This is a genomic window from Sphingobacterium sp. HMA12 (assembly GCF_002933815.1).
Lineage (GTDB): Bacteria > Bacteroidota > Bacteroidia > Sphingobacteriales > Sphingobacteriaceae > Sphingobacterium.
Genome location: NZ_BEYR01000001.1, coordinates 2,162,528 through 2,181,594 on the forward strand (window position 1 = coordinate 2,162,528; position 19,067 = coordinate 2,181,594).

Annotated in this window: 16 protein-coding genes; 6 read left to right on the forward strand and 10 right to left on the reverse strand. The window is 39.8% G+C overall.

The genetic code is table 11. From position 1 onward, the window contains the following. Nucleotides 1–178 precede the first annotated feature (178 nt). The gene (locus HMAT_RS09245) at nt 179–5,818 is read left to right on the forward strand and encodes a DUF3320 domain-containing protein (RefSeq protein ID WP_199768581.1); all 5,640 of its coding nucleotides are present in this window, start codon (nt 179–181) and stop codon (nt 5,816–5,818) included. A gap of 60 nt (nt 5,819–5,878) precedes the next feature. Here HMAT_RS09245 and HMAT_RS09250 read toward each other — a convergent pair whose 3' ends face one another. The 6 genes from HMAT_RS09250 to HMAT_RS09275 form a co-directional block, all read right to left on the reverse strand. Further along, nucleotides 5,879–6,241, reverse strand: a complete 363-nt coding sequence (locus HMAT_RS09250; protein WP_158655684.1) for a hypothetical protein — start codon at nt 6,239–6,241, stop codon at nt 5,879–5,881. Next, nucleotides 6,238–6,798: a GNAT family N-acetyltransferase gene (locus tag HMAT_RS09255; protein WP_104382434.1), complete on the reverse strand. Its 561-nt coding sequence runs from the start codon at nt 6,796–6,798 to the stop codon at nt 6,238–6,240. Before HMAT_RS09255 ends, HMAT_RS09250 begins: the two co-directional genes overlap by 4 nt. Continuing rightward, complete coding sequence (locus HMAT_RS09260; protein WP_104382435.1) at nt 6,785–7,201, reverse strand: hypothetical protein; 417 nt, start codon at nt 7,199–7,201, stop codon at nt 6,785–6,787. The genes HMAT_RS09255 and HMAT_RS09260 overlap by 14 nt, the downstream gene beginning before the upstream one ends. Nucleotides 7,202–7,362: 161 nt before the next feature. Beyond that, nucleotides 7,363–7,794, reverse strand: coding sequence for a hypothetical protein (locus HMAT_RS09265; RefSeq protein WP_104382436.1), 432 nt, complete (start codon nt 7,792–7,794; stop codon nt 7,363–7,365). 61 nt (nt 7,795–7,855) lie between these two features. Then, complete coding sequence (locus HMAT_RS09270) at nt 7,856–8,347, reverse strand: hypothetical protein (protein ID WP_104382437.1); 492 nt, start codon at nt 8,345–8,347, stop codon at nt 7,856–7,858. Nucleotides 8,348–8,614: 267 nt separating this feature from the next. Then, entirely contained in the window at nt 8,615–9,826 is a 1,212-nt protein-coding gene (locus tag HMAT_RS09275) for a DUF1266 domain-containing protein (RefSeq protein WP_104382438.1), read from the reverse strand. 263 nt (nt 9,827–10,089) lie between these two features. Here HMAT_RS09275 and HMAT_RS09280 point away from each other — a divergent pair, with 263 nt between their 5' ends. The 3 genes from HMAT_RS09280 to HMAT_RS09290 all read left to right on the forward strand — a co-directional run bounded on the left by HMAT_RS09280 (nt 10,090) and on the right by HMAT_RS09290 (nt 12,022). After that, nucleotides 10,090–10,632 (forward strand): Crp/Fnr family transcriptional regulator, encoded by a 543-nt coding sequence (locus HMAT_RS09280; RefSeq protein ID WP_104382439.1) that lies wholly within the window; start codon nt 10,090–10,092, stop codon nt 10,630–10,632. 54 nt (nt 10,633–10,686) lie between these two features. Beyond that, on the forward strand, nt 10,687–11,247 hold the full coding sequence (locus HMAT_RS09285; protein WP_104383365.1) for a DinB family protein: 561 nt from the start codon (nt 10,687–10,689) through the stop codon (nt 11,245–11,247). Between the two features lie 124 nt (nt 11,248–11,371). Beyond that, the gene (locus tag HMAT_RS09290) at nt 11,372–12,022 is read left to right on the forward strand and encodes a hypothetical protein (RefSeq protein ID WP_158655685.1); all 651 of its coding nucleotides are present in this window, start codon (nt 11,372–11,374) and stop codon (nt 12,020–12,022) included. 79 nt (nt 12,023–12,101) lie between these two features. On the opposite strand, the gene arsC is transcribed toward HMAT_RS09290, so the two are convergent. Then, a complete protein-coding gene (gene arsC, locus HMAT_RS09295; protein WP_104382441.1) occupies nt 12,102–12,458 on the reverse strand; it encodes an arsenate reductase (glutaredoxin) in 357 nt (118 codons plus the stop codon). A 354-nt stretch (nt 12,459–12,812) separates the two neighbouring features. On the opposite strand from arsC, the gene HMAT_RS09300 reads away from it, so the two are divergent. Both HMAT_RS09300 and HMAT_RS09305 read left to right on the forward strand, forming a co-directional pair. Continuing rightward, on the forward strand, nt 12,813–13,721 hold the full coding sequence (locus tag HMAT_RS09300) for an AraC family transcriptional regulator (RefSeq protein ID WP_104382442.1): 909 nt from the start codon (nt 12,813–12,815) through the stop codon (nt 13,719–13,721). An 82-nt stretch (nt 13,722–13,803) separates the two neighbouring features. Continuing rightward, nucleotides 13,804–14,805: an aldo/keto reductase gene (locus HMAT_RS09305; RefSeq protein ID WP_104382443.1), complete on the forward strand. Its 1,002-nt coding sequence runs from the start codon at nt 13,804–13,806 to the stop codon at nt 14,803–14,805. Nucleotides 14,806–14,981: 176 nt separating this feature from the next. On the opposite strand, the gene HMAT_RS09310 is transcribed toward HMAT_RS09305, so the two are convergent. The 3 genes from HMAT_RS09310 to HMAT_RS09320 all read right to left on the reverse strand — a co-directional run bounded on the left by HMAT_RS09310 (nt 14,982) and on the right by HMAT_RS09320 (nt 19,053). Beyond that, the gene (locus HMAT_RS09310) at nt 14,982–16,721 is read right to left on the reverse strand and encodes an ATP-binding protein (RefSeq protein ID WP_104382444.1); all 1,740 of its coding nucleotides are present in this window, start codon (nt 16,719–16,721) and stop codon (nt 14,982–14,984) included. A gap of 56 nt (nt 16,722–16,777) precedes the next feature. Continuing rightward, a complete protein-coding gene (locus HMAT_RS09315) occupies nt 16,778–17,899 on the reverse strand; it encodes a histidine kinase (RefSeq protein ID WP_104382445.1) in 1,122 nt (373 codons plus the stop codon). A gap of 65 nt (nt 17,900–17,964) precedes the next feature. Next, entirely contained in the window at nt 17,965–19,053 is a 1,089-nt protein-coding gene (locus HMAT_RS09320; protein ID WP_104382446.1) for a porin, read from the reverse strand. Nucleotides 19,054–19,067: the final 14 nt, after the last annotated feature.

Below are 19,067 nucleotides of genomic sequence, written 5' to 3' on the forward strand. Positions count from 1 at the left end.
AATTACACTCAAAACGACATTTACAATTCGTGTATAAAGCGATGGGAGTATATAAATTTTCAATATCTTTAAACTAATATATTTTTTTAAAATGATCGAAACTAATGCTTATTTTCAAGTTGCAATAGAGAAGGCTTCCCACTTTAATTATAGCTTCTGTTTCCATAACCTGTCCCTAGTGGAAAAAATTAAAATCACTACGGTCACGAGAGATATCGAGCATATTAAAATTGAGATGATTTCTGAAATCGGACTGTTCAGCCCTTATACATTTCATATGGATAAATTTTCGGAGGGAATACCAGTAACGCTGAAAAATTTAGCTTTCGACTACAATATTCCATATATCCGGAATCTTGTGGAGAAAGATCTGGACACCATTACCTGTACTATCTCTTCTAAAAATGAAATATTACACCAGCAAAAGTTCACCGTAAAGGTGTTACCGATGGATCATTTTGGCGGATTTAGTACATATCCGGAGCTGTTAGCGTCTTATGTCTTACCCAATCACCCTATAATCTATACAATTAAAGCGGCGGCGATCAAGATTCTTGAGAAAAATAGATTAAAGCCGGCTTTTTGGGGCTATCAATCCAATAGCAAGGAGCGTGTTCTGCAGGAAGTAATGGCGATATATCAGGCAATTTTAAATAGCAATATTACCTACAGTGCGATGCCCCCTAGCTTCGAAACTGAAGGTCAGCGGATTCGTCTGGTCGATCAGATTTATGAAACCAAATTCGGAAACTGTATTGATATCTCCCTATTATTTGCGGCCTGCCTAGAAGCAATCGATCTGAATCCGATTATTATTGTTACGTATGGTCATGCATTTATTGGTGTCTGGCTCGGTGACCAACGGTTAGAGGCAGTAATCAACTATGACCAGGCCGCTATTTCAAAACGGATCGCCCATGGAATTGATGATATTGCTTTAATTGAATCTACTCATCTGTGCCGGGGAAATGCGTATACCATGCGCGAGGCAATGAACATCGCCGAAACACAGCTCCTACATGCAAACAATTTTATCTTATCCCTCGATATCAAACATGCCCGTTCACATGGCATTCTTCCCTTACCTTTTACGGGAAAAGAAGAGCTGAACAATACGGATATAAAGAACTCTTTGAGCTTACCTAAACAACAGACCATTGATCATTTTGACCTAGATGACAACGATCTGGAGCTAGCTCTTAGTGAGTCCAAAGATCTAACCAAACAAAAAATCTGGGAAAGGAAGTTGCTCGATCTCTCGCTCAGAAATAATCTATTAAATCTGCGGTTCACCAAAAGCATGCTGCAAATCGTGGATCTGAAAATAGACCATCTGGAAGATCATCTTTCGAACGGAAAATCACTGTCAATTCACCCAAATAACAATCAGCAGCTCTTACGCCGTTATAATCTATATTCAGAACCTTTACATTTCTCCGAGCCATTATTTAAACTCGCAGATGACGCATTTCGCTACAACCGCTTGCTGACCCATTACCATCAGGATGACCTGGATATCATTTTAACGCACTTATACCGTAATGCGAAATTGGCCGAAGAAGAAAACGGGAAGAGTACATTGTATCTGGGTGTTGGCCTATTGAAATGGTTTGAACCCAAGACCAAGCAACAGGCCAGACTCGCTCCTATCCTATTGATTCCGGTTGAATTATCCCGTCGATCTGTAAATACCAAATTTACACTCCGAAGCCGTGAGGAAGAAGCTATGATCAATATTACCTTATTGGAATATCTCAAGCAGGAATTCAAGCTCAACCTCAGTACGTTGGAGACACTACCGATGGATGAATCAGGAGTAGATGTACAGAAAGTACTCGCCATTCTAAGAAAGTCTATTTTAAATCTGGGAGGTTGGGATATTTTAGAACAGGTTGTTCTAGGAAACTTTTCTTTTAACAAATTGATTTTATGGCAAGATCTATCCAGATATGCTGAAGAAATTGAAAAAAGTACGATTGTAAAGAGCTTAATTGACGGGAGGCTTTCGGAAATGCTGGATATCAGCGGCGATTCGGAAAATCTGGAACTGATGCCATCTTCGCAGTTAACATTACCGATACCAACCGACAATTCGCAATTGGAAGCTGTCCGTCACTCGAACGCAAATAAAAGCTTTGTCTTACATGGACCTCCCGGTACCGGTAAATCCCAGACCATTACCAATATTATCGCAGATGCCTTGGCGAATGACAAAAAGGTACTTTTTGTAGCTGCTAAAAAGGCGGCACTGGATGTTGTCCATCGCCGGTTGGAAAAAATTGGATTGGGCTCCTTTTGTCTGGAGCTACACTCCAATAAATCCAAAAAATCAGATGTGCTAAGGCAACTGGAGCAGAGCCTGGAAACACCCAAATATCAAAGTCATATTGATTTTCAGGAAGAGGCACAACGTATCGATCAGCGCAAAGCGGCGTTAAGTCGCTACGTAGACGCCCTACATCAGCCCTTCGCAGCAGGTTGGAGCCTGTATGACTCCGTCTCCTATCTGGACAGCAATCATATTGCAATCAACACAGCATGGCTGCTACCTTTGCAACTGGATCTAATCGATAAAAAGACCTGGAATGAATGGCAGGACTGGGCCATCCCGTTTGGACAATTAACAGCTAATTTACCTCCGATTGACACCCACCCGTTACGTTTGATCCACTTGAAAGATCAGAACTTTGCCCATAAAAATCAGATTGGAAAATCTATCGACGATTACGTTCAGGCCTCTATTCATGCGACTAAAGCCCAATCGGATCTGCAGCTGAATATGTCAGACAATTGGTTCGTAAACAAAACTTCTCTATGCTCACTTCTCGAAAAAACAGCTCATTTTCAAGCGCATCAGGCCATCGTAAATGTGTATTTTGACCAACGTCAAAAGAATTTACTACATCACTGGATTGAATTGCAAACCCAAAAGCAGACACTGGAGCAAGTGCTTATCACAGAATTTGGCAACCGAATATTCACCACAGACTTTAACCCTATTGAATCACTCTGGAATCAGTCAAAACATTCGTGGTTTCTGCCCAGGTGGCTGAAACAGCGCAAAGTAAAGAACTTCTTAAATGGTTTTGCCGCAAATAAAATCAGCTCCGAACAACAAGTTGATCAATTCTTTAATCAGAAGAATTCCTTCGATCTCGTTACGAAGAATTTAAGCGAGCCGCAGTTTATTCCCATAAACGAAGCGACCAGCTATTATCTAGTCGGTAACAAGGTTGACTTGAACACCTTATTCCAGAACCAGCGTGAGCTGGAAGAATTAAATAGTCTGGCGAAATATCTCAAATTTGAACATTTTCAATCCTGGCTCGCCAACATCCTCATGGATGTAAATTTAAAGCTGAGGATCCCTGCCACTATACTTACTCTGCAGCAGTATGCGGATAAACATCAGGAAATTTCGAGATTTCTAACGGATATTCCGGATGTTGAAGAATTAAATCAGATAAAACAACATTTAGATAAACTTGAAGACTGGATCCGGTACAATTATTATAAAGATCAGGGAATAAAACTTGGATTATCCTGGTTGATTGACCTTCTTGAATCAAACAAGATTGATAAAAATGAATTAAGCAGAGATATGGAAAGTGTACTGCATCTCAATTATTTCATAAAATCGTTGGATCAGTCCAATATTCTCAATGGTTTTGACGCGGCTGTATATGAAGCACAGATCTTACAGTATAAAACACTTCATCAAGAGTTTACCCAACTGGTGCGGGATCAATTGGTTTTGGAACTAAGCAACAAAATTCCGAATCTCGCCCAAGAAGCGGTCCATAGTTCGGAGATTGGCATTTTACAACGTGCCATCCGTAACCGGGGGCGTGGGGTCAGTATCCGCCGTTTATTTGATCAAATTTCGACATTACTTCCCCGTTTGAAACCCTGTATGTTGATGAGTCCAATTTCGGTCGCCCAATATTTCGACGTAAATACAGATCATTTTGATCTTGTTATTTTTGATGAGGCTTCACAATTACCGACATCAGAGGCAATCAGTGCTCTTGCAAGGGCAAAACAGGCCATTATTGTCGGTGATCCCAAACAAATGCCACCAACCAGTTTCTTTGCCAGCAACAAAGTCGATGAAGACAATCTGGAATTAGAGGATCTCGAAAGTATCCTTGATGATACCCTCGCCTTGTCTATTCCTTCGAAATACCTGCTACGGCATTACCGCAGTAAACATGAAAGCCTGATTTCTTTTAGTAACTCTAACTTTTATGAAAACAAATTGCTGACATTTCCTTCTCATGACGATCAGGACAGGAAGGTAAGTTTTCAATTTATCAACGGCCATTATGACAAAGGGAAAACAAGAACAAATCAGAGCGAAGCTGAGGCTGTTATTCAATACATAAAACACCATTTGGAACATCGTCCCCATCGTTCATTAGGTGTGGTTACATTTAGTCAAACACAGCAGAATCTAATAGAAGATTTACTACAGGCTTTATTTTCCGAATACCCTGTTTTAGAGGAAACCGCACTGCAGGGAGAGGAACCGATTTTCATTAAAAACCTGGAGAATGTTCAGGGCGACGAACGTGATTTTATTTTATTCTCAATTGGCTATGGCCCGGATGAAGAAGGGAAAGTTTCCATGAATTTTGGTCCATTGAATCGTGAGGGTGGTTGGCGAAGGCTAAATGTCGCAGTAACGCGGGCCCGATATGAAATGCGTGTTTTCTCTTCGTTAAAGGGGGATCAGATCGACTTAAGCCGTACCGGTTCAGCTGGTGTTCAAGGACTGAAAGCCTTTTTGAACTTTGCGGAAAGAGGTATATTGCAAACAACGGAAACTGCCGCCCCAGAGAAAGAAAAACATACGCTCATCCAATCTATTGCCGAACATTTAGATCGAAATGGTATAAAAGTAAAAACGAATATCGGAACCTCTGGCTACCGTGTTGATATTGGTATTGTTAACCCTATGCATACACAACAGTATATTTTGGGAATTTTGGTCGATGGAAAAAACTACTTCAATACAAAAACGACAAATGACAGAGAACTGCTTATCCCCGATGTTCTGCAATCCTTAGGATGGAATATTTACCGCATCTGGACCTTAGACTGGATAAAAAACAGAGAAAAAATATTGGCTGACATTCAAGCGGAAATTCAACGTATCATGAATGACGCGAAGACGCAAGAACCTATCATCATTGACGCTTCACAGCCGCAAACAAAGTCAAATATTTCAGTGATATCCGATGATGCGATTGTTTCAAGTAAAATGAAGCCCTATGTAAGTGCCAATGTCAGTTCAATGGCAACAGCTAGTGCGGAATCAATTTATGATGCAATGCATCGTACAACATTAAGCAATCAGATTCTGAAAATCATCCGTACAGAATCTCCAATTGGTCAAAATCATCTGTTTCGCAAAGTACTGCGCCTATGGGATCTCCCAAGATCCTCCGCAAAACTTACCCAATATCTAAGTGAGCTTATAAAAAAGCTACCAGATGTAAGGGAGGAAATTTCACATCAAAGTTTTTATTGGGACCAAGGACAATCGTCTACTGGCTTGACTCACTATAGAGACAATAGTCTGGAAAAACGGGCAATAGAAGATATTGCTCCCCAAGAAATAGAACTTGCACTCATCGAGATCATGGACACCAATCTCAGTCTGTTACGGGATGATCTTGTGCGCGCAACTGCAAGAGCCTTTGGGTTTTCAAAGACTGGTGCTCAAATTGAGATAATTGTCAATAATTCACTCGATAAATTACTGCAACAGGGGTATTGGAAAGCTATAAATGGGAGAATTATGCTGGTAGACTAAGCCTATTTGCCGCTAAAAGATTATAGTCCTATTATCTTGTTTGGACCATATAGATCAGGCCTAACTGCCTGATCTATATATCTGATTGACATAAGCGGTATAAATTCCGATAGGAATCTTACCGGTCACTTTACCACGACGTGATTCAGGGCAGGTATTCAAAATACCGTCCAATGAAAAAACAAATATATTTTCCACCGCATTTTGAAGTCTCCACTCTCCTTTTTCGTACATATATTCCATCAGATGCAGCGCTTTTCCCAACTCCTCTTCACGCTCCTGCGCTATCATTTTTTCAATATAAGCGGTAAGAATTCGGATTATAGTAATTGGATTTCCAACATTTTCGGGTCGCAAGATTTCCGTTTGCACCAATGGTACTATCGAAACAATTATTTCCTGAGCCTGTTTTATATTCATCATTTACTTGCGTTTAATGCTATCTCCGGTTCAAATATCATTGCGGTACAATAGCAGTTTCTAAATCCTGTATTTTTTAAATTCTGATAATTCACACATTGCTCACATTTACGCCAAAACGACGCATCCTGTGTGATTTCAGAGAAAGTTACCGGCCGCAGTCCGAGTTTTGAATTGATCCGCATAGTCGCCAATGTCGTTGTGATACCAAATATCTTTGCCTTTGGATACTTTTCGCGTGTTAACCAAAATATACACTCCTTCATTTGGGTTGCAATCCCAAGTCTGCGCCATTGTGGAGCTACAATCAAGCCACAATGAGAAACAAAGCTAGCATGTCCATAAGCCTCCAAATAGATGTACCCAACCCATTCTCCCTCTTTGGTCAAAGCGATAACAGCATTTCCTTCCGACATTTTATGAGTGATAGACTCGGGGCTTCTTCTTCCAATTCCGGTACCACGCGCACGTGCTGAAGCTTCCATTTCCTGGGAGATCTGAACGGCATATTTACAGTCGGCCGGAATCGTCTGTCGAATCAATACATCAGTTGTTTTCATAGGGACGAAATTCAGCATGCTTGTTTTTTTCTTTACCATGAGTATCTTCGGGCAAAACAAGCCGTTGTATAGAAAGTGGTAAGCGGGCTTCAAGGTAATCCCATTCAATGGTGTTGCATGCTCGTTTAAATCTGGAAAAGGTATTTGGAAGTAATCCGTTTATCACAAGCTGGAGTTCGGAGGTCCCCCGATCATGCACATAAGCCATGACTTGCATAATCCATTCAAAACGGTGCCAATCCTTGGCATAAATGATATCTTCTGCAAACTGTGAGATCACTTTTACAATATTTTTGTAGTCTCCTTTCAGTTCTGATTTTCTTAATCTTAGATTTAATTCAGGGATTACAGCGGCAATAAAATCTACCGTCTGCCCTTCATCCATTCTTTTTCTTATTTCCATTATATCGTTTTTTTATACATACATGTTATCCACTCTAGAAGGATCAACCAAACGATATTCCAAAACAACAAACAAGAAGTAAAAAACTGATATACAGAAAGATAAATTTATTTTAAAAAATATAATAAAGAAAAGGCCTTATCAAAATGATAAGGATTTTCTCAATTTGGAATAATCTCCACTTCATAGGGACCAGTATACCGATTGCCAACCATTTTATTTTCATTGACAGTAATATAGTATTGTCCGCTATCGATAAAACGATGGGTCAATTCTTTCCCAAATGGTCCGTCAGCTGTTCCGTTTGGAGAAAATAGCTGGCTAATTCGAATATTAGCCGTATCCGAGGGCGTTTTGATTTTTATCCGAACAGAATCTGCTCGATGAACGGAAATAAAAATCGTATCAGTATGTCCTGACGCTATTTTCATGTATTTTACCAAACGGCCATCGTTAAAGGAAACTGCTTTTTCTGCTGATTTCAGATCAGCTGAATTATTTTGCGTATTTTTTTCCTGGCCTGACGGGGACTGACACGCGACCTGTACGATGAATGCAGCCGAAATCAAAATCGCTGATAATACTTTATTCATGGCTTTTTACCCGATATAACAATTCTCAACACATCCTTGTTTTCATGATAGCTCATTCTGCTTACATTGTCCAGAGACTCCATTTTGATTTTACCGCAGCAGGGTTTACCTGCTCTATTTTCTTATAAAATTTATAGAAATCTTTATTCCATAGAGTATAGTTATGGGTAAACTTAAATACTATCTTATGATTGTCAGCATTCTGAATAATGACTTGCCAGACCCTATCATTGGTGATTGTAATCGAAGTCTTGCTCAGTTCGATTATATCCGTCAGCAGGAAAACTGCCTTTTTCTGTTGTTTATTATTGATAGCATAAAAGTTTATATCATCAAAATAGAAATCTTCATCGCTGACAAGATTATCTTCCATGCCCAACAGGAAAGGTCGGGACGAAATCTTTCTGATCTTTTCGCCCACTAAATCAGCTGAAGCTTCATAACTGATCTGATTATTTTCAGGTTTAAATCCAGCAGTATACTTCCTGAAAATTAAGCTAAATAGTACAATAAATAGTACTAAACCTACCAACAATATAAGGTATAAATACATTCTTCTCTTTGTTAAACGACATGTGTGTTTCTCTCCGGACATCAAAAAAACACCTATAATAAGGTAATTAATTAGCAGCGCAAAATTACCAAATTTAATTCAATATGCTAAATTCCGTGGCCAACGGCTAAATAAAGGCGATCAAAGCTTCCGTCTAGGATAATATCGAGATGGAGACCTAAAAAATCACATGATGACAAGCATCACGTGATTTTTTATAATAAACAACAGTATGATACCCACTTCCGTTTCTCGAAAATAAAAAGACTAGCTTCCAAAGCTGATATAATACAAGGGCGTATCGCCTGGGTGATTCTTGACACGATCAAGCCCTTCAAAGAATATGTGATCCCCCAATTCCTTGCCTATCAATTGTTTCTCCATTTGATACAATAGATCCAGTGCGGTAAAATTCTTCTCATTGGATGCACGAAGGCGGGCACAGATCTCCACTTGGTAGTATCCGCTGTCTTCGTTGTCCTCATCAAAAGCCTCTTCTTCATCATCCAATAGTGTTTCATTTGGATTCAAATCTTCCATATCCTTAATCCAACACATATAACACAACTCAATTTCAGCAGCATCCACCACAATTTCATTGGCATCCCACTGCGCCCGATCAGCTAAAATATCACGCTGATACTCCGCAACATCGACCTCAAACTCCTGGGAACTACGATACGACTTGGCCTGAAATGTCCAGGCAATAGCTGACAGCACATGATCTTGCGGAGGCTGCGTATTCCAATCAATATTATTCCAAGGGCTACCTATCTTTTCCCTTAAATAACCAATATATCTTTTCAGATAAGATTTTCCTATTTTGTTGTTCAGTCCAACATGTTGCTCTCCCTCCAAAAATTTTTCAGAGAATGTGTGCCAATCTTTAAAGTGCAATCTTGCATAGGAAGAAAGGTTTTTCAGTATGTCCAAAGCTGCTGATTTTGGCAGGTAGCCCACATCCGTGGCCGCAGCCACAATATGGCTGCCCACCGCAACAGCAAGAGCATCCACACCCGGTCTGGCAATGTCCCATCTTCCGCTGTCGATTTGATCTTCCCGACCTTTTAGGACCGTATCATGCGTCTTTACGCCAAGAAGATTACAATATGCTGCTAAAATGTGAAGACAAGTTTCAGTGTCTTCGATCGCGAAATCCCTTTTCAACAATTTCGAGAATTCATTGCTATACTCCGCCTGTTTGGGATAGTTTCCAAACTGATATAGATGAATGGGATAAGTCCCGTCATCATCCGCGCTGCCGAATACAGTAAACCAATCACCAAAGACTATAACGCGGAACGCCGCCCCCAATGCCGTACCAAATTGTTCCTCATAGGAAATGCCCTTCAGCATTTCTTTGCCATTCACTTGCTCCTTTGAAGTTTTATCCATTTCTGCCTCCTGTGCAAGTTCCTCCTGTGCGTCTCTTACTCCCTCCTTGACAGCACTCAATAATTCTTTGAAAAATTTAAACATAATTTTAAATATTATTTGTTTAGCTAATGATCCCAATTTGCTTTTATTTATCTAAGCCAGAAGATGCTACGTGCTGAATTCCCAGTATCTGGTCACCTTTATAAACTTAAGATTTCAAATTATTGCCATAAATCTGAAAATAAATATTTACTTTTTATTTTGAAATCCATATTAGTTTGAAGTCCCACTATATTTGTAGTCGAATACTTTATATTTGATTGAAGATAAATGGAATAAATAGAATCATTATAGAAGTTAAGTTGATGAAAAGGAAAGCAGAAATAACTGTATTAAAAGATCTAATTACACCCGCCGTTTTTAAGAAAGTGCTTACATTTAAACGGAATGAACTAATCAAAAACAGCGGGACTGTAGACTCAAAAATATATTTCATCAAAAAAGGCAGCCTTAAAGTTTCTATCTTCCAACAAAATGCGGAACAGATCATACGATTGGGTTACACCGGAGATCTTATTGTAGCCATAGACTCGTTCTTTGATAACTCCAATTCAGATTTTGTGATTCAGACGATCAAGAAAACCGAAGTCCTGGTCGCGGAAAAAGAAGATTTTATGCATTTTGTCCATTCCTGCCCTGAGCATACCTTGCTTTATATCAAAATATTGGAAGAACTGGTGAAGCAGCAACTTGACAGAGAGCAAGATCTATTACATGACTCCCCAAAAATTCGATATGAACGTGTTTTTGAGAGAACCCCCTTTCTATTCCAAATTATCCCCAATAAATATATTGCTAACTATTTAAGGATGACCCCAGAAACTTTTTCACGAATCAGTAAATCTTGAGTCTGATCAATCTTTTTTTCGTTTTTATTCGTGTATTTTATAAAAAAAGCGGAAATGAAATATAAATCTTTGGAATTGATCGAACAGTTAAGGAGGCAGACAAAGGAACATATGGCTTTTGTTGAATCATTAAAAACCCAATCACTGGATGATCTCAATAAACGTATCCAAGAGGGCTCATGGAATATTCTAGAGTGTATCGCACATCTCAATCTCTATGGAAACTTCTATTTGCCCGAAATTTCAAGACGAATGGCAGCTAGTCAATCGAAAGCAGCAAACTACTTCCACAGTGGTCTTTTAGGAAATTATTTCGCAATAAGTATACTTCCAAAAGATCGACCCAACAAAATGAAGACCTTTCGGGAGATGGATCCTATATATAAGCAATTGGATAGAAATGTGCTTGATATCTTTTTGGAACAGCAGGAGAATTTTCTCCAATTACTTGAACAGGCAAAATCAAAAGATCTCGACAAAATCCGAACAAATATTTCCATCAATAAATGGATTAAAATTCGTCTCGGAGATACCTTTCGTTTTCTTGTTAACCACAATAGCAGACATATCGTACAGGTAAAAACAATCCTTTCAAGCTGTTCCGCTAGTGATTAGACCAATCAGTTCTTACCGACAGTTGATCATAGCTAACCGACAATATCTGCTTATCTGCCGAATTGTTTCACCGTTCCAACTTACTATTGGCTATTTTCGAAAAAAAAATAAGCAATAGATATTTATGATGAATCGTCTTATAACCGTATGGATAACCTCACTGCTTTTTCTCTGTCTTCAGTCAATGGGACAGAAAAAAGATACCGATTATTTCTTGGGAAAAGATAATACAAAACATCCTCAAATGGGAGATATTCTGCCAATGCAAATGTTCAATTTTCATGTAAAACCGTATGAAGCATTAGGTACAATAAATTTAGTGGACTCCTTGACTTATAAAGGTAAGCAGTTTGCTATCTACACATTTGGAATAACCAAGGCGGTTGGCTCAAAAGAATACTATTCATTTTTTAATATTGTCATTCAATTGGAAAACGGAGAATCATTAATGGAATTAGCAAAAGCGAATAAAATTTTCGCAGCAAATGTATCTAGAAATCATCCTTATTATTTTGGGCAGGGTACTTTGATCAGGAAAGACTATCGTGTCAATTTTGTTGCTTTCACTCAGCCTAACAATGACATTGCTATCGTTAATACAAAAATTTATCAGTTATCTCGGGGACGAACAATTTTTCTTAGTCAGGATGATGAGCATCAATTTATATTGAAAGACCACCAGTTTTCAGACCAAGAGATGCATGCCACAAAAGACATTAAAGTACATATTTCAGCTCTTTTGGAAAAGATGGATAACGATATTTCAACTATGTAAATAATTTGAAGATATCCAGTATTGCTGCAAGTATATTTAGCACATGTTTCATAGGACGAATTGCACAATTATCAAGCCACTATAAGGAGCCCGATGTAAAGAGGTCAATGACTCTTTCCAATGGGCGGCCGATAACCGCTTTACCGTCTTTAATAACGATAGGCCGTTCAATCAATATTGGGTTTTGCAGCATCACCTCAACCCACTCCTCATCTGTCAATTGAAGATGTTGAAATTTTTCAAGGAATAAGGCTTCATTCTTTCGAATAAGCGCTAATGGTCTAAGTTCGAGTTGTGACAATACTTCAAAGAGCTCTGCTTTACTGGGTACTTCTTTGAGATACTCTTGCACCTGCAGATCTATGCTGTGCTGTTGCAAAAAATCCAGCGCTGCACAACTCTTGCTGCATTGTTTATTATGGTATATTTTAATCATGGTAGTTTGTTGTTGGCCCTCATTTCTTTTCAAAAAAAGACGTTAACATTCCAAAGTATCTTCGAGAAAATGCTGGGCAATTAAGGATCGTTGCCCCCCCTCTTAATCAAACTAGAACACTTTCTTCGTGATAGTAGATGTGTTGATCTAACGAATGATTCTCTAGCTGTACAATAATATAAAAAAAAGATAAATGGCAAACAATAAAATTGAAACTGTACTGGGGGTTAGCGGTAAGTGTGGCTGTCTATCTCCATATTTATCTGAGAGACATAGGAATTATCATCCATAAGGTGTGAAAAATTGAACTGTAAATGACCATGGATTATAAAACGAATTTTATAATTTAGTACTATGAACTCAGCTGAAAGCGTAACAGATTTCTACAAAAGGCAACCGGGCTTTGCAAACTTAGATTTACCGCTCAATAACACGGGTATAGGGCATTTCAACGTATTTAGCCGAGAATCATGTACCTTGGTCTCCCCCTATAACCGTCGTGACTTTTATAAAACTTCACTGATTATAGGCCGCGGCAAATTATATTACGCTGATAAATGGATACAGATAGACCGTCCTGCCATGCTCTTTGCCAATCCGGTCGTACCCTACGCCTGGGAACCGGAGTCTGCCGTACAATCCGGATGGTATTGCGTCTTTACAGAGGAGTTTATCCAGCATAGTGAACGCATAGAGAGTTTAAAGGATTCTCCTCTTTTCAAAATAGGGAGCAACCCTATTTACTTTCCAAATGCGGAACAACTGGATGAAATCTCAACAATTTTTAGAAAAATGATGTCGGAGATGAATTCAAGCTATGCACATAAAGATGACATCTTGCGTAGCTATCTGCATTTACTGATCCATGAAACAATGAAATCCAATCCTGCTCAGGAATTTGGTTCATATACCAACGCATCTACCCGGGTATCCAGTCTTTTTTTGGAACTTTTGGAACGGCAGTTTCCAGTAAATACAGTTGATACAGGTCTGCAATTAAAAAGTCCGGGCGATTATGCCCACGCTCTTTCAGTACATATCAATCACCTCAATCGTTCGGTTAAGGAAACAACAGGTAAAACGACCAGTGCACATATCGCCGGTCGTATTGCCCAGGAAGCCCGGGCTTTGCTGTTACATACAAATTGGAATATCTCGGATATTGCCTATAGTTTAGGCTTTGAATACCCTTCTTACTTTACTAATTTTTTTAAAAAACATACAGGAATGTCACCAAACCAATTGCGGACAACGACTGTTTGAATAGTATAATTATCTGTTTGATTGTCTTAAGTAAGGCATGGGATACCTTCATTACTTTTGTATTGAACAAAATATAACAGTCATGAAATATAGAAATCTTGGAACAACAAACGAACAATTATCTGCTATTGGATTAGGTTGTATGGGAATGAGTTTCGCCTATGGACCTACTGACGAAAAAGAGAGTATTGCTACGCTTGAAAAAGCATTGGATCTCGGTGTAAATTTCTGGGATACGGCGGACATGTACGGGAATGGCGCCAACGAAGAATTAATTTCAAAAGTTCTCGTTCCCAATCGGGACAAAGTATTTATAGCGACCAAATTTGGCTTTCGCTTTAAAGATGGAGCCGCTGGGCCGAGCGGTACTGCAAATACTTACTTTGACGGTTCGCCAGCTTGGATAAAAATAGCTGTAGAAAATAGCCTAAGACGCCTTCGCATCGATACCATAGACTTGTATTATGCCCATCGGGTTGACCCGAATGTACCTATTGAAGATACTGTGGGTGCCATGGCGGAATTAGTAAAGGAAGGCAAAGTAAGGTATCTGGGACTAAGCGAAGCATCACCGGCTTCAATTATCAAAGCCAATGCCGTCCATCCTATTGCAGCGCTACAGAGTGAGTATTCTCTACTAACACGTGATGTGGAAAAAGAAATTCTAGAGACTGTACGTAATCTGGGTATTAGCTTGGTGCCTTATTCGCCATTGGCCCGAGGTTTATTTTCCAATACCTTAAATTTAGATAGTCTGTCAGCAGATGATTTCAGAAGAACACTTCCCCGCAATCAGGGCGAACATGCAGCGAATAATGCGCGATTAATCGCTGAGTTTGCATTATTGGCCCAAGATAAGCAATGCTCACCAATACAGTTGGCACTGGCTTGGGTACTCGCTCAGGGAAATGATATTATTCCGATTCCGGGGACGAAAAAAAGAAAGTACCTGGAAGAAAATGCAGGCGCCATCGATGTACAATTGTCTGATTCGGATTTAAATACCATCGAAGATATACTCCAAAAATACCCGAATGTAGGTGCACGTTATAGCGAAGGCGCCATGGCACTGGTCAATAACTAATAGCTGATCTCTACCGGATACGGAGTATTACAGGCATTTTTCAGGCATGGCCTATAATGCTCCGTATTTGCTTCATCAAAATTGTCCTTCAAACCATTTTACAGCCAATAAAACGACAGCTAGGAGGTCAGTCCGTATGATGCAGTCCTTTTATTGAAAATGACTCATACTATTCGTTACGGATTACTTGAGCCTGCTGCTCTCAGTAAAAAGTAAAACGAACTTCCGGCACCGTATTCACTCTTTACCCCTATTATACCACCCTGCGCCTCAATAAATTCTTTACTGATACTCAAACCTAGCCCTGTCCCCCCCTTTTTTGATCCTGGAACACGAAAATAACGTTCAAAGATCTTGTCTAAGTACTTAGGTTCAATACCTTGTCCATGGTCGGTGACCGAAAACCGGATCGTCGATTCAATTTTTTCAACACGGATCTGGATGCTGGCATCTTCATAGGAATAGCGTACGGCATTGGAAAGAAAATTTGTCAATACCCAAGCTGTTTTTTCACTGTCCGCTACGACCGTGTTTATGGTAGGATCTATTTCCAAAATAAATTTTACCTGCTTTTGATCTGCCGCAAACTGATTTGCCATCACCGCATAGTCAATCATAGGCCTTACATCAGTTGCATGTAAGCTGATCTGAATAGCACCACTCTCCACCTGAGTCATATTCAGTAATTCCCCGGTGATCTTGAGTAAGCGGTCAGAATCATCTTTTATGCCTTTGAGCAGCCCGACTTGCTCAGGATTGAGGTGACCAATCTGTTCATTTTCCAATAGCTGAATGCCCATTTGAATCGCAGCGATGGGCGTCTTAAATTCATGCGAAACCGTACCAATAAAGTTTGTTTTTGCCAGGTCGAGTTCTTTGAAAGAAGTGATATTTTTCAAGATCACCACCTGACCGATAAACGTTGGGTTAGCTTCGCCTGTCGGTAATACATTGATATCTATAATATCCTTTTCAAAATAGCTTTCCCTTTCATTTGCATAAATTTTAATGGGGCGTTTTTCCCGTTGATCCGGCGGAAGTGCAAGGTCTTTAAAAATATCCCTTATCAGATCATTTTCTCCGGCGACGAGCGACGCAAGCCTTCCGACCAGCTGCTCCTTTTTCAAGGTTGTGATATTGATGGCTTCTTCGTTTGCGAAAATAACCTGTCCATGTTCATCAATTCCAATAACGGGATCATGCATATTGTCAACCAGGGCCTCAATGCGCTTCTTTTCTTTTAAGATCTTTTCCAGCTTACTTTCCGAATACTCCTCAAGTTTTTCTGCCATCGTATTGAAAGACCTGACCAGTTCCCCAAATTCTCCCGTGCTCTGTAGGTGCAAGCGTTCCTTATAGTTCTGACCAGCAACCTGTCTAATACTTCCGGTCAGTTTAGCAATTGGATCCGCAATATTGGACGGTAGATTGACAAGCAATATAAAAGCAATAATAAAACAAAGTGCACCGGCAAATGAAATGATCAGGATAGCCTGCTCAGCAGTTCGATCCGCCACTAGGCTCTTAGCTGAAATAGCCGCCATATTTTGCTGCATCAGCTGTGTAATATCCTTCCTGATTGCCGAAATGACCATCATATCCTGTGGATTACTTTTAAGCTGCCCAAAATGTTTAACAATGGCGTCGGTGGTCTGTTGTTCTCCGGGTTCAGTAACATTCTTCCGTTGCTGATTCAGATTGTTCTCAAAACCAGAAAGTGCATCGTTTTTTTGGGGCATATCCTCCAGTGCCAATAGCATATTCTTTGCGTAAAGCAATGTATTATAATTGGCTTTCAATATATTTCCGGTATCTTTCTTTAACCTATACACATACCAACCGCTCAATGTAGCAAGCAGCAAGATCATGAGAAACAGGGAGCCTACTCCAAAAGTAAGTTTCGTTTTTATTTTCATCGTTGTTTGTCAATTAACTTATGTTCATGATATCATATACGCTATATATCATTATTTTAAGACAATATAATAAGGTCAATATCCTTCTTTGACAATTGTGCCAACAGTCTACGGAATGTATCAGTTGACAGAAGAATTCTGAACAGCGACAGTCTCGGTTTTCCGATGCACACCGTTGTAATATGGCGCTGTTCACATAAGGTTAAGATTTCATCTGCAACACTACGTGCTTCGATCTTTACAATTTCTCCGCCCAATTCTGTTGCTAATTTAAAATTGTTGATTAAATGCCGCTGCTTGTTTAGCGCTATCCTATCAGCACGTTCTGCAGGCACCTGAACGTACAATACAAACCAGCTACTGTTATAGTAACCCGCCAGACGGGCAGTCTTTCGGATTACATTTTTAGCTTTGATCTCGTTGGAACTGATACAGGCAAGGAAGCGTTCTTTGCGTATCCATCGCTGTGGCTGAACTTCTATTTCTACTTTACGCTGCACCTGCGACGCCACTTCCTTTAAGGCCATTTCCCGTAACTGAAGAATATGCTCACTCTTGAAAAAATTCTGTAATGCCGCCTGAATTTTTGACGACTCATAGATCTTGCCATCCTTTAAACGGTTGATAAGTTCTTCCGCAGTAAGGTCTATATTAACAACTTCATCAGCAGAATCCACCACGCTATCCGGTACACGTTCTTTCACTTCCACTCCCGTAATGGCCTTTACCTCCTCATTTAGGCTCTCAATATGTTGAATATTGACAGCACTGATCACATTTATACCAGCATCAAGAATCTCAAGGACATCCTGCCAGCGTTTCGTGTTTTTACTTCCCTCGATATTTGTATGTGCCAGTTCGTCAATAATGACCACTTCGGGATGAATGTTCAGCACAGCATTTACATCAAGTTCCTCCAATTGTTTTCCTTTGTAGAAAAGGTTGCGCCGCGCAATAAATGGAATTCCCTCCAGCAACTCATGTGTTTCCTTTCGATTATGTGTTTCGATGTAACCAATCCGTACGTCAATCCCGCTATGCAGTAGGTTATGCGCATCCTGCAACATACGATAGGTTTTCCCCACACCGGCACTCATACCAATATAGAGCTTGAATCTACCCCGTCTTGCTTTTTTGATCAGATCCAGAAAATGTTCCGCGTTTTTTCTTTCTTCCATTTTTTGCGTATCATTTCGATAACCTTGCTATTGAATCAACGTCCAACAGCAAGGTTTGTTTTTAATTAGAAACTAACAGCTAGTGCCATCACGGCAGTTGTGCTATTTTTTACCAGATTATTTTTCCGGTCGAGGAAAATTGCTTCCTTATTTGCCAGATTACGTAGTTCCATCCGCCAGAGTACATTCGGGAGGATAGCATAATCCGCATTGAGTGAATAGCCAAATGCCTGGAAACCATTTTTCGGTTCAGTAGAAATAATGACTCCTTTTTTATCCTGATAATATTCGCCCCTAGCGGTAAGACTAAATTTATCCGAACCCATATAACGGGCCATCAGCACCGGAGTATACCATACATTATAGCTGCTGCTTCCTTTTTCCGTTTGCTCTGCCCCAATGTCAAAGCCAACTGTAAAGCCAAACTGTCTATTGAGCTGATAAATGGCGTATAAATTATGAAAATAGCGCATCTGTCTGACACTATCAGCTTTATCACTACCTATAAAAGACCCACTGTTGATGGTTAAATTATCGGTTGGCTTATAAACAAGCTGATGTCCAAAGGCTGGCAAACTATTGCCATCGACTCGCTGTATACGTTGCCAACCGTTTAATACAAGCCCGCTAAGAAATAATTTCCCCGATGCGGATGTGTATGATATTTTTGCGCCGGTTTCAAAATATGGCGAGTTATCGGCAAAAAGACTCCGAGTCAATGTCCAGTTATCTTTTCCGATGGCACTTTCGAATCCCAAGTGAGAGGAAAAAATACCGGCATCGATCCATAAATTGTGTTTTTTTGAAATGCGTACACCAGCATTGGCCTCGTAGATGTTCTTCAATACGCCCGGCTCAGCAGCGTAGTTGGCATTCATGTAGGTGCCTGTTGCCAGGGCGACATTAGCACGCGTATTTTCAGTACCATACGTTGCTTTTAGCAATGCCATATTAATATTTACTTCATTATTTCTGTTGTGGCTGTAGACAAAAGCAGGGCGTGTGTTGGCAATGGGATTATTAAAATCACGCATATAATAGGCCTCAACATACCCACTGAATGAAACTGTTTTGTTTTTTGTTGTATCTTCTTGCGCAAATATGGATATCGTTGACCCGAACATGAGGCAGGTCGACAGGGTTAATTTTTTCATCTATCTAATTATTT

Excerpts from the sequence above, each read along its gene's own strand:
- HMAT_RS09305 (WP_104382443.1), top strand. The coding sequence starts at position 13,804 with ATGAAATATAGAAATCTTGGAACAACAAACGAACAATTATCTGCTATT.
- HMAT_RS09310 (WP_104382444.1), bottom strand. The coding sequence starts at position 16,721 with ATGAAAATAAAAACGAAACTTACTTTTGGAGTAGGCTCCCTGTTTCTC.
- HMAT_RS09275 (WP_104382438.1), bottom strand. The coding sequence starts at position 9,826 with ATGTTTAAATTTTTCAAAGAATTATTGAGTGCTGTCAAGGAGGGAGTA.
- HMAT_RS09255 (WP_104382434.1), bottom strand. The coding sequence starts at position 6,798 with ATGAAAACAACTGATGTATTGATTCGACAGACGATTCCGGCCGACTGT.
- HMAT_RS09265 (WP_104382436.1), bottom strand. The coding sequence starts at position 7,794 with ATGAATAAAGTATTATCAGCGATTTTGATTTCGGCTGCATTCATCGTA.
- HMAT_RS09320 (WP_104382446.1), bottom strand. The coding sequence starts at position 19,053 with ATGAAAAAATTAACCCTGTCGACCTGCCTCATGTTCGGGTCAACGATA.
- HMAT_RS09285 (WP_104383365.1), top strand. The coding sequence starts at position 10,687 with ATGAAATATAAATCTTTGGAATTGATCGAACAGTTAAGGAGGCAGACA.
- HMAT_RS09270 (WP_104382437.1), bottom strand. The coding sequence starts at position 8,347 with ATGTATTTATACCTTATATTGTTGGTAGGTTTAGTACTATTTATTGTA.
- HMAT_RS09300 (WP_104382442.1), top strand. The coding sequence starts at position 12,813 with ATGAACTCAGCTGAAAGCGTAACAGATTTCTACAAAAGGCAACCGGGC.
- HMAT_RS09280 (WP_104382439.1), top strand. The coding sequence starts at position 10,090 with ATGAAAAGGAAAGCAGAAATAACTGTATTAAAAGATCTAATTACACCC.
- HMAT_RS09260 (WP_104382435.1), bottom strand. The coding sequence starts at position 7,201 with ATGGAAATAAGAAAAAGAATGGATGAAGGGCAGACGGTAGATTTTATT.
- HMAT_RS09315 (WP_104382445.1), bottom strand. The coding sequence starts at position 17,899 with ATGGAAGAAAGAAAAAACGCGGAACATTTTCTGGATCTGATCAAAAAA.
- HMAT_RS09290 (WP_158655685.1), top strand. The coding sequence starts at position 11,372 with ATGATGAATCGTCTTATAACCGTATGGATAACCTCACTGCTTTTTCTC.
- HMAT_RS09250 (WP_158655684.1), bottom strand. The coding sequence starts at position 6,241 with ATGATGAATATAAAACAGGCTCAGGAAATAATTGTTTCGATAGTACCA.
- arsC (WP_104382441.1), bottom strand. The coding sequence starts at position 12,458 with ATGATTAAAATATACCATAATAAACAATGCAGCAAGAGTTGTGCAGCG.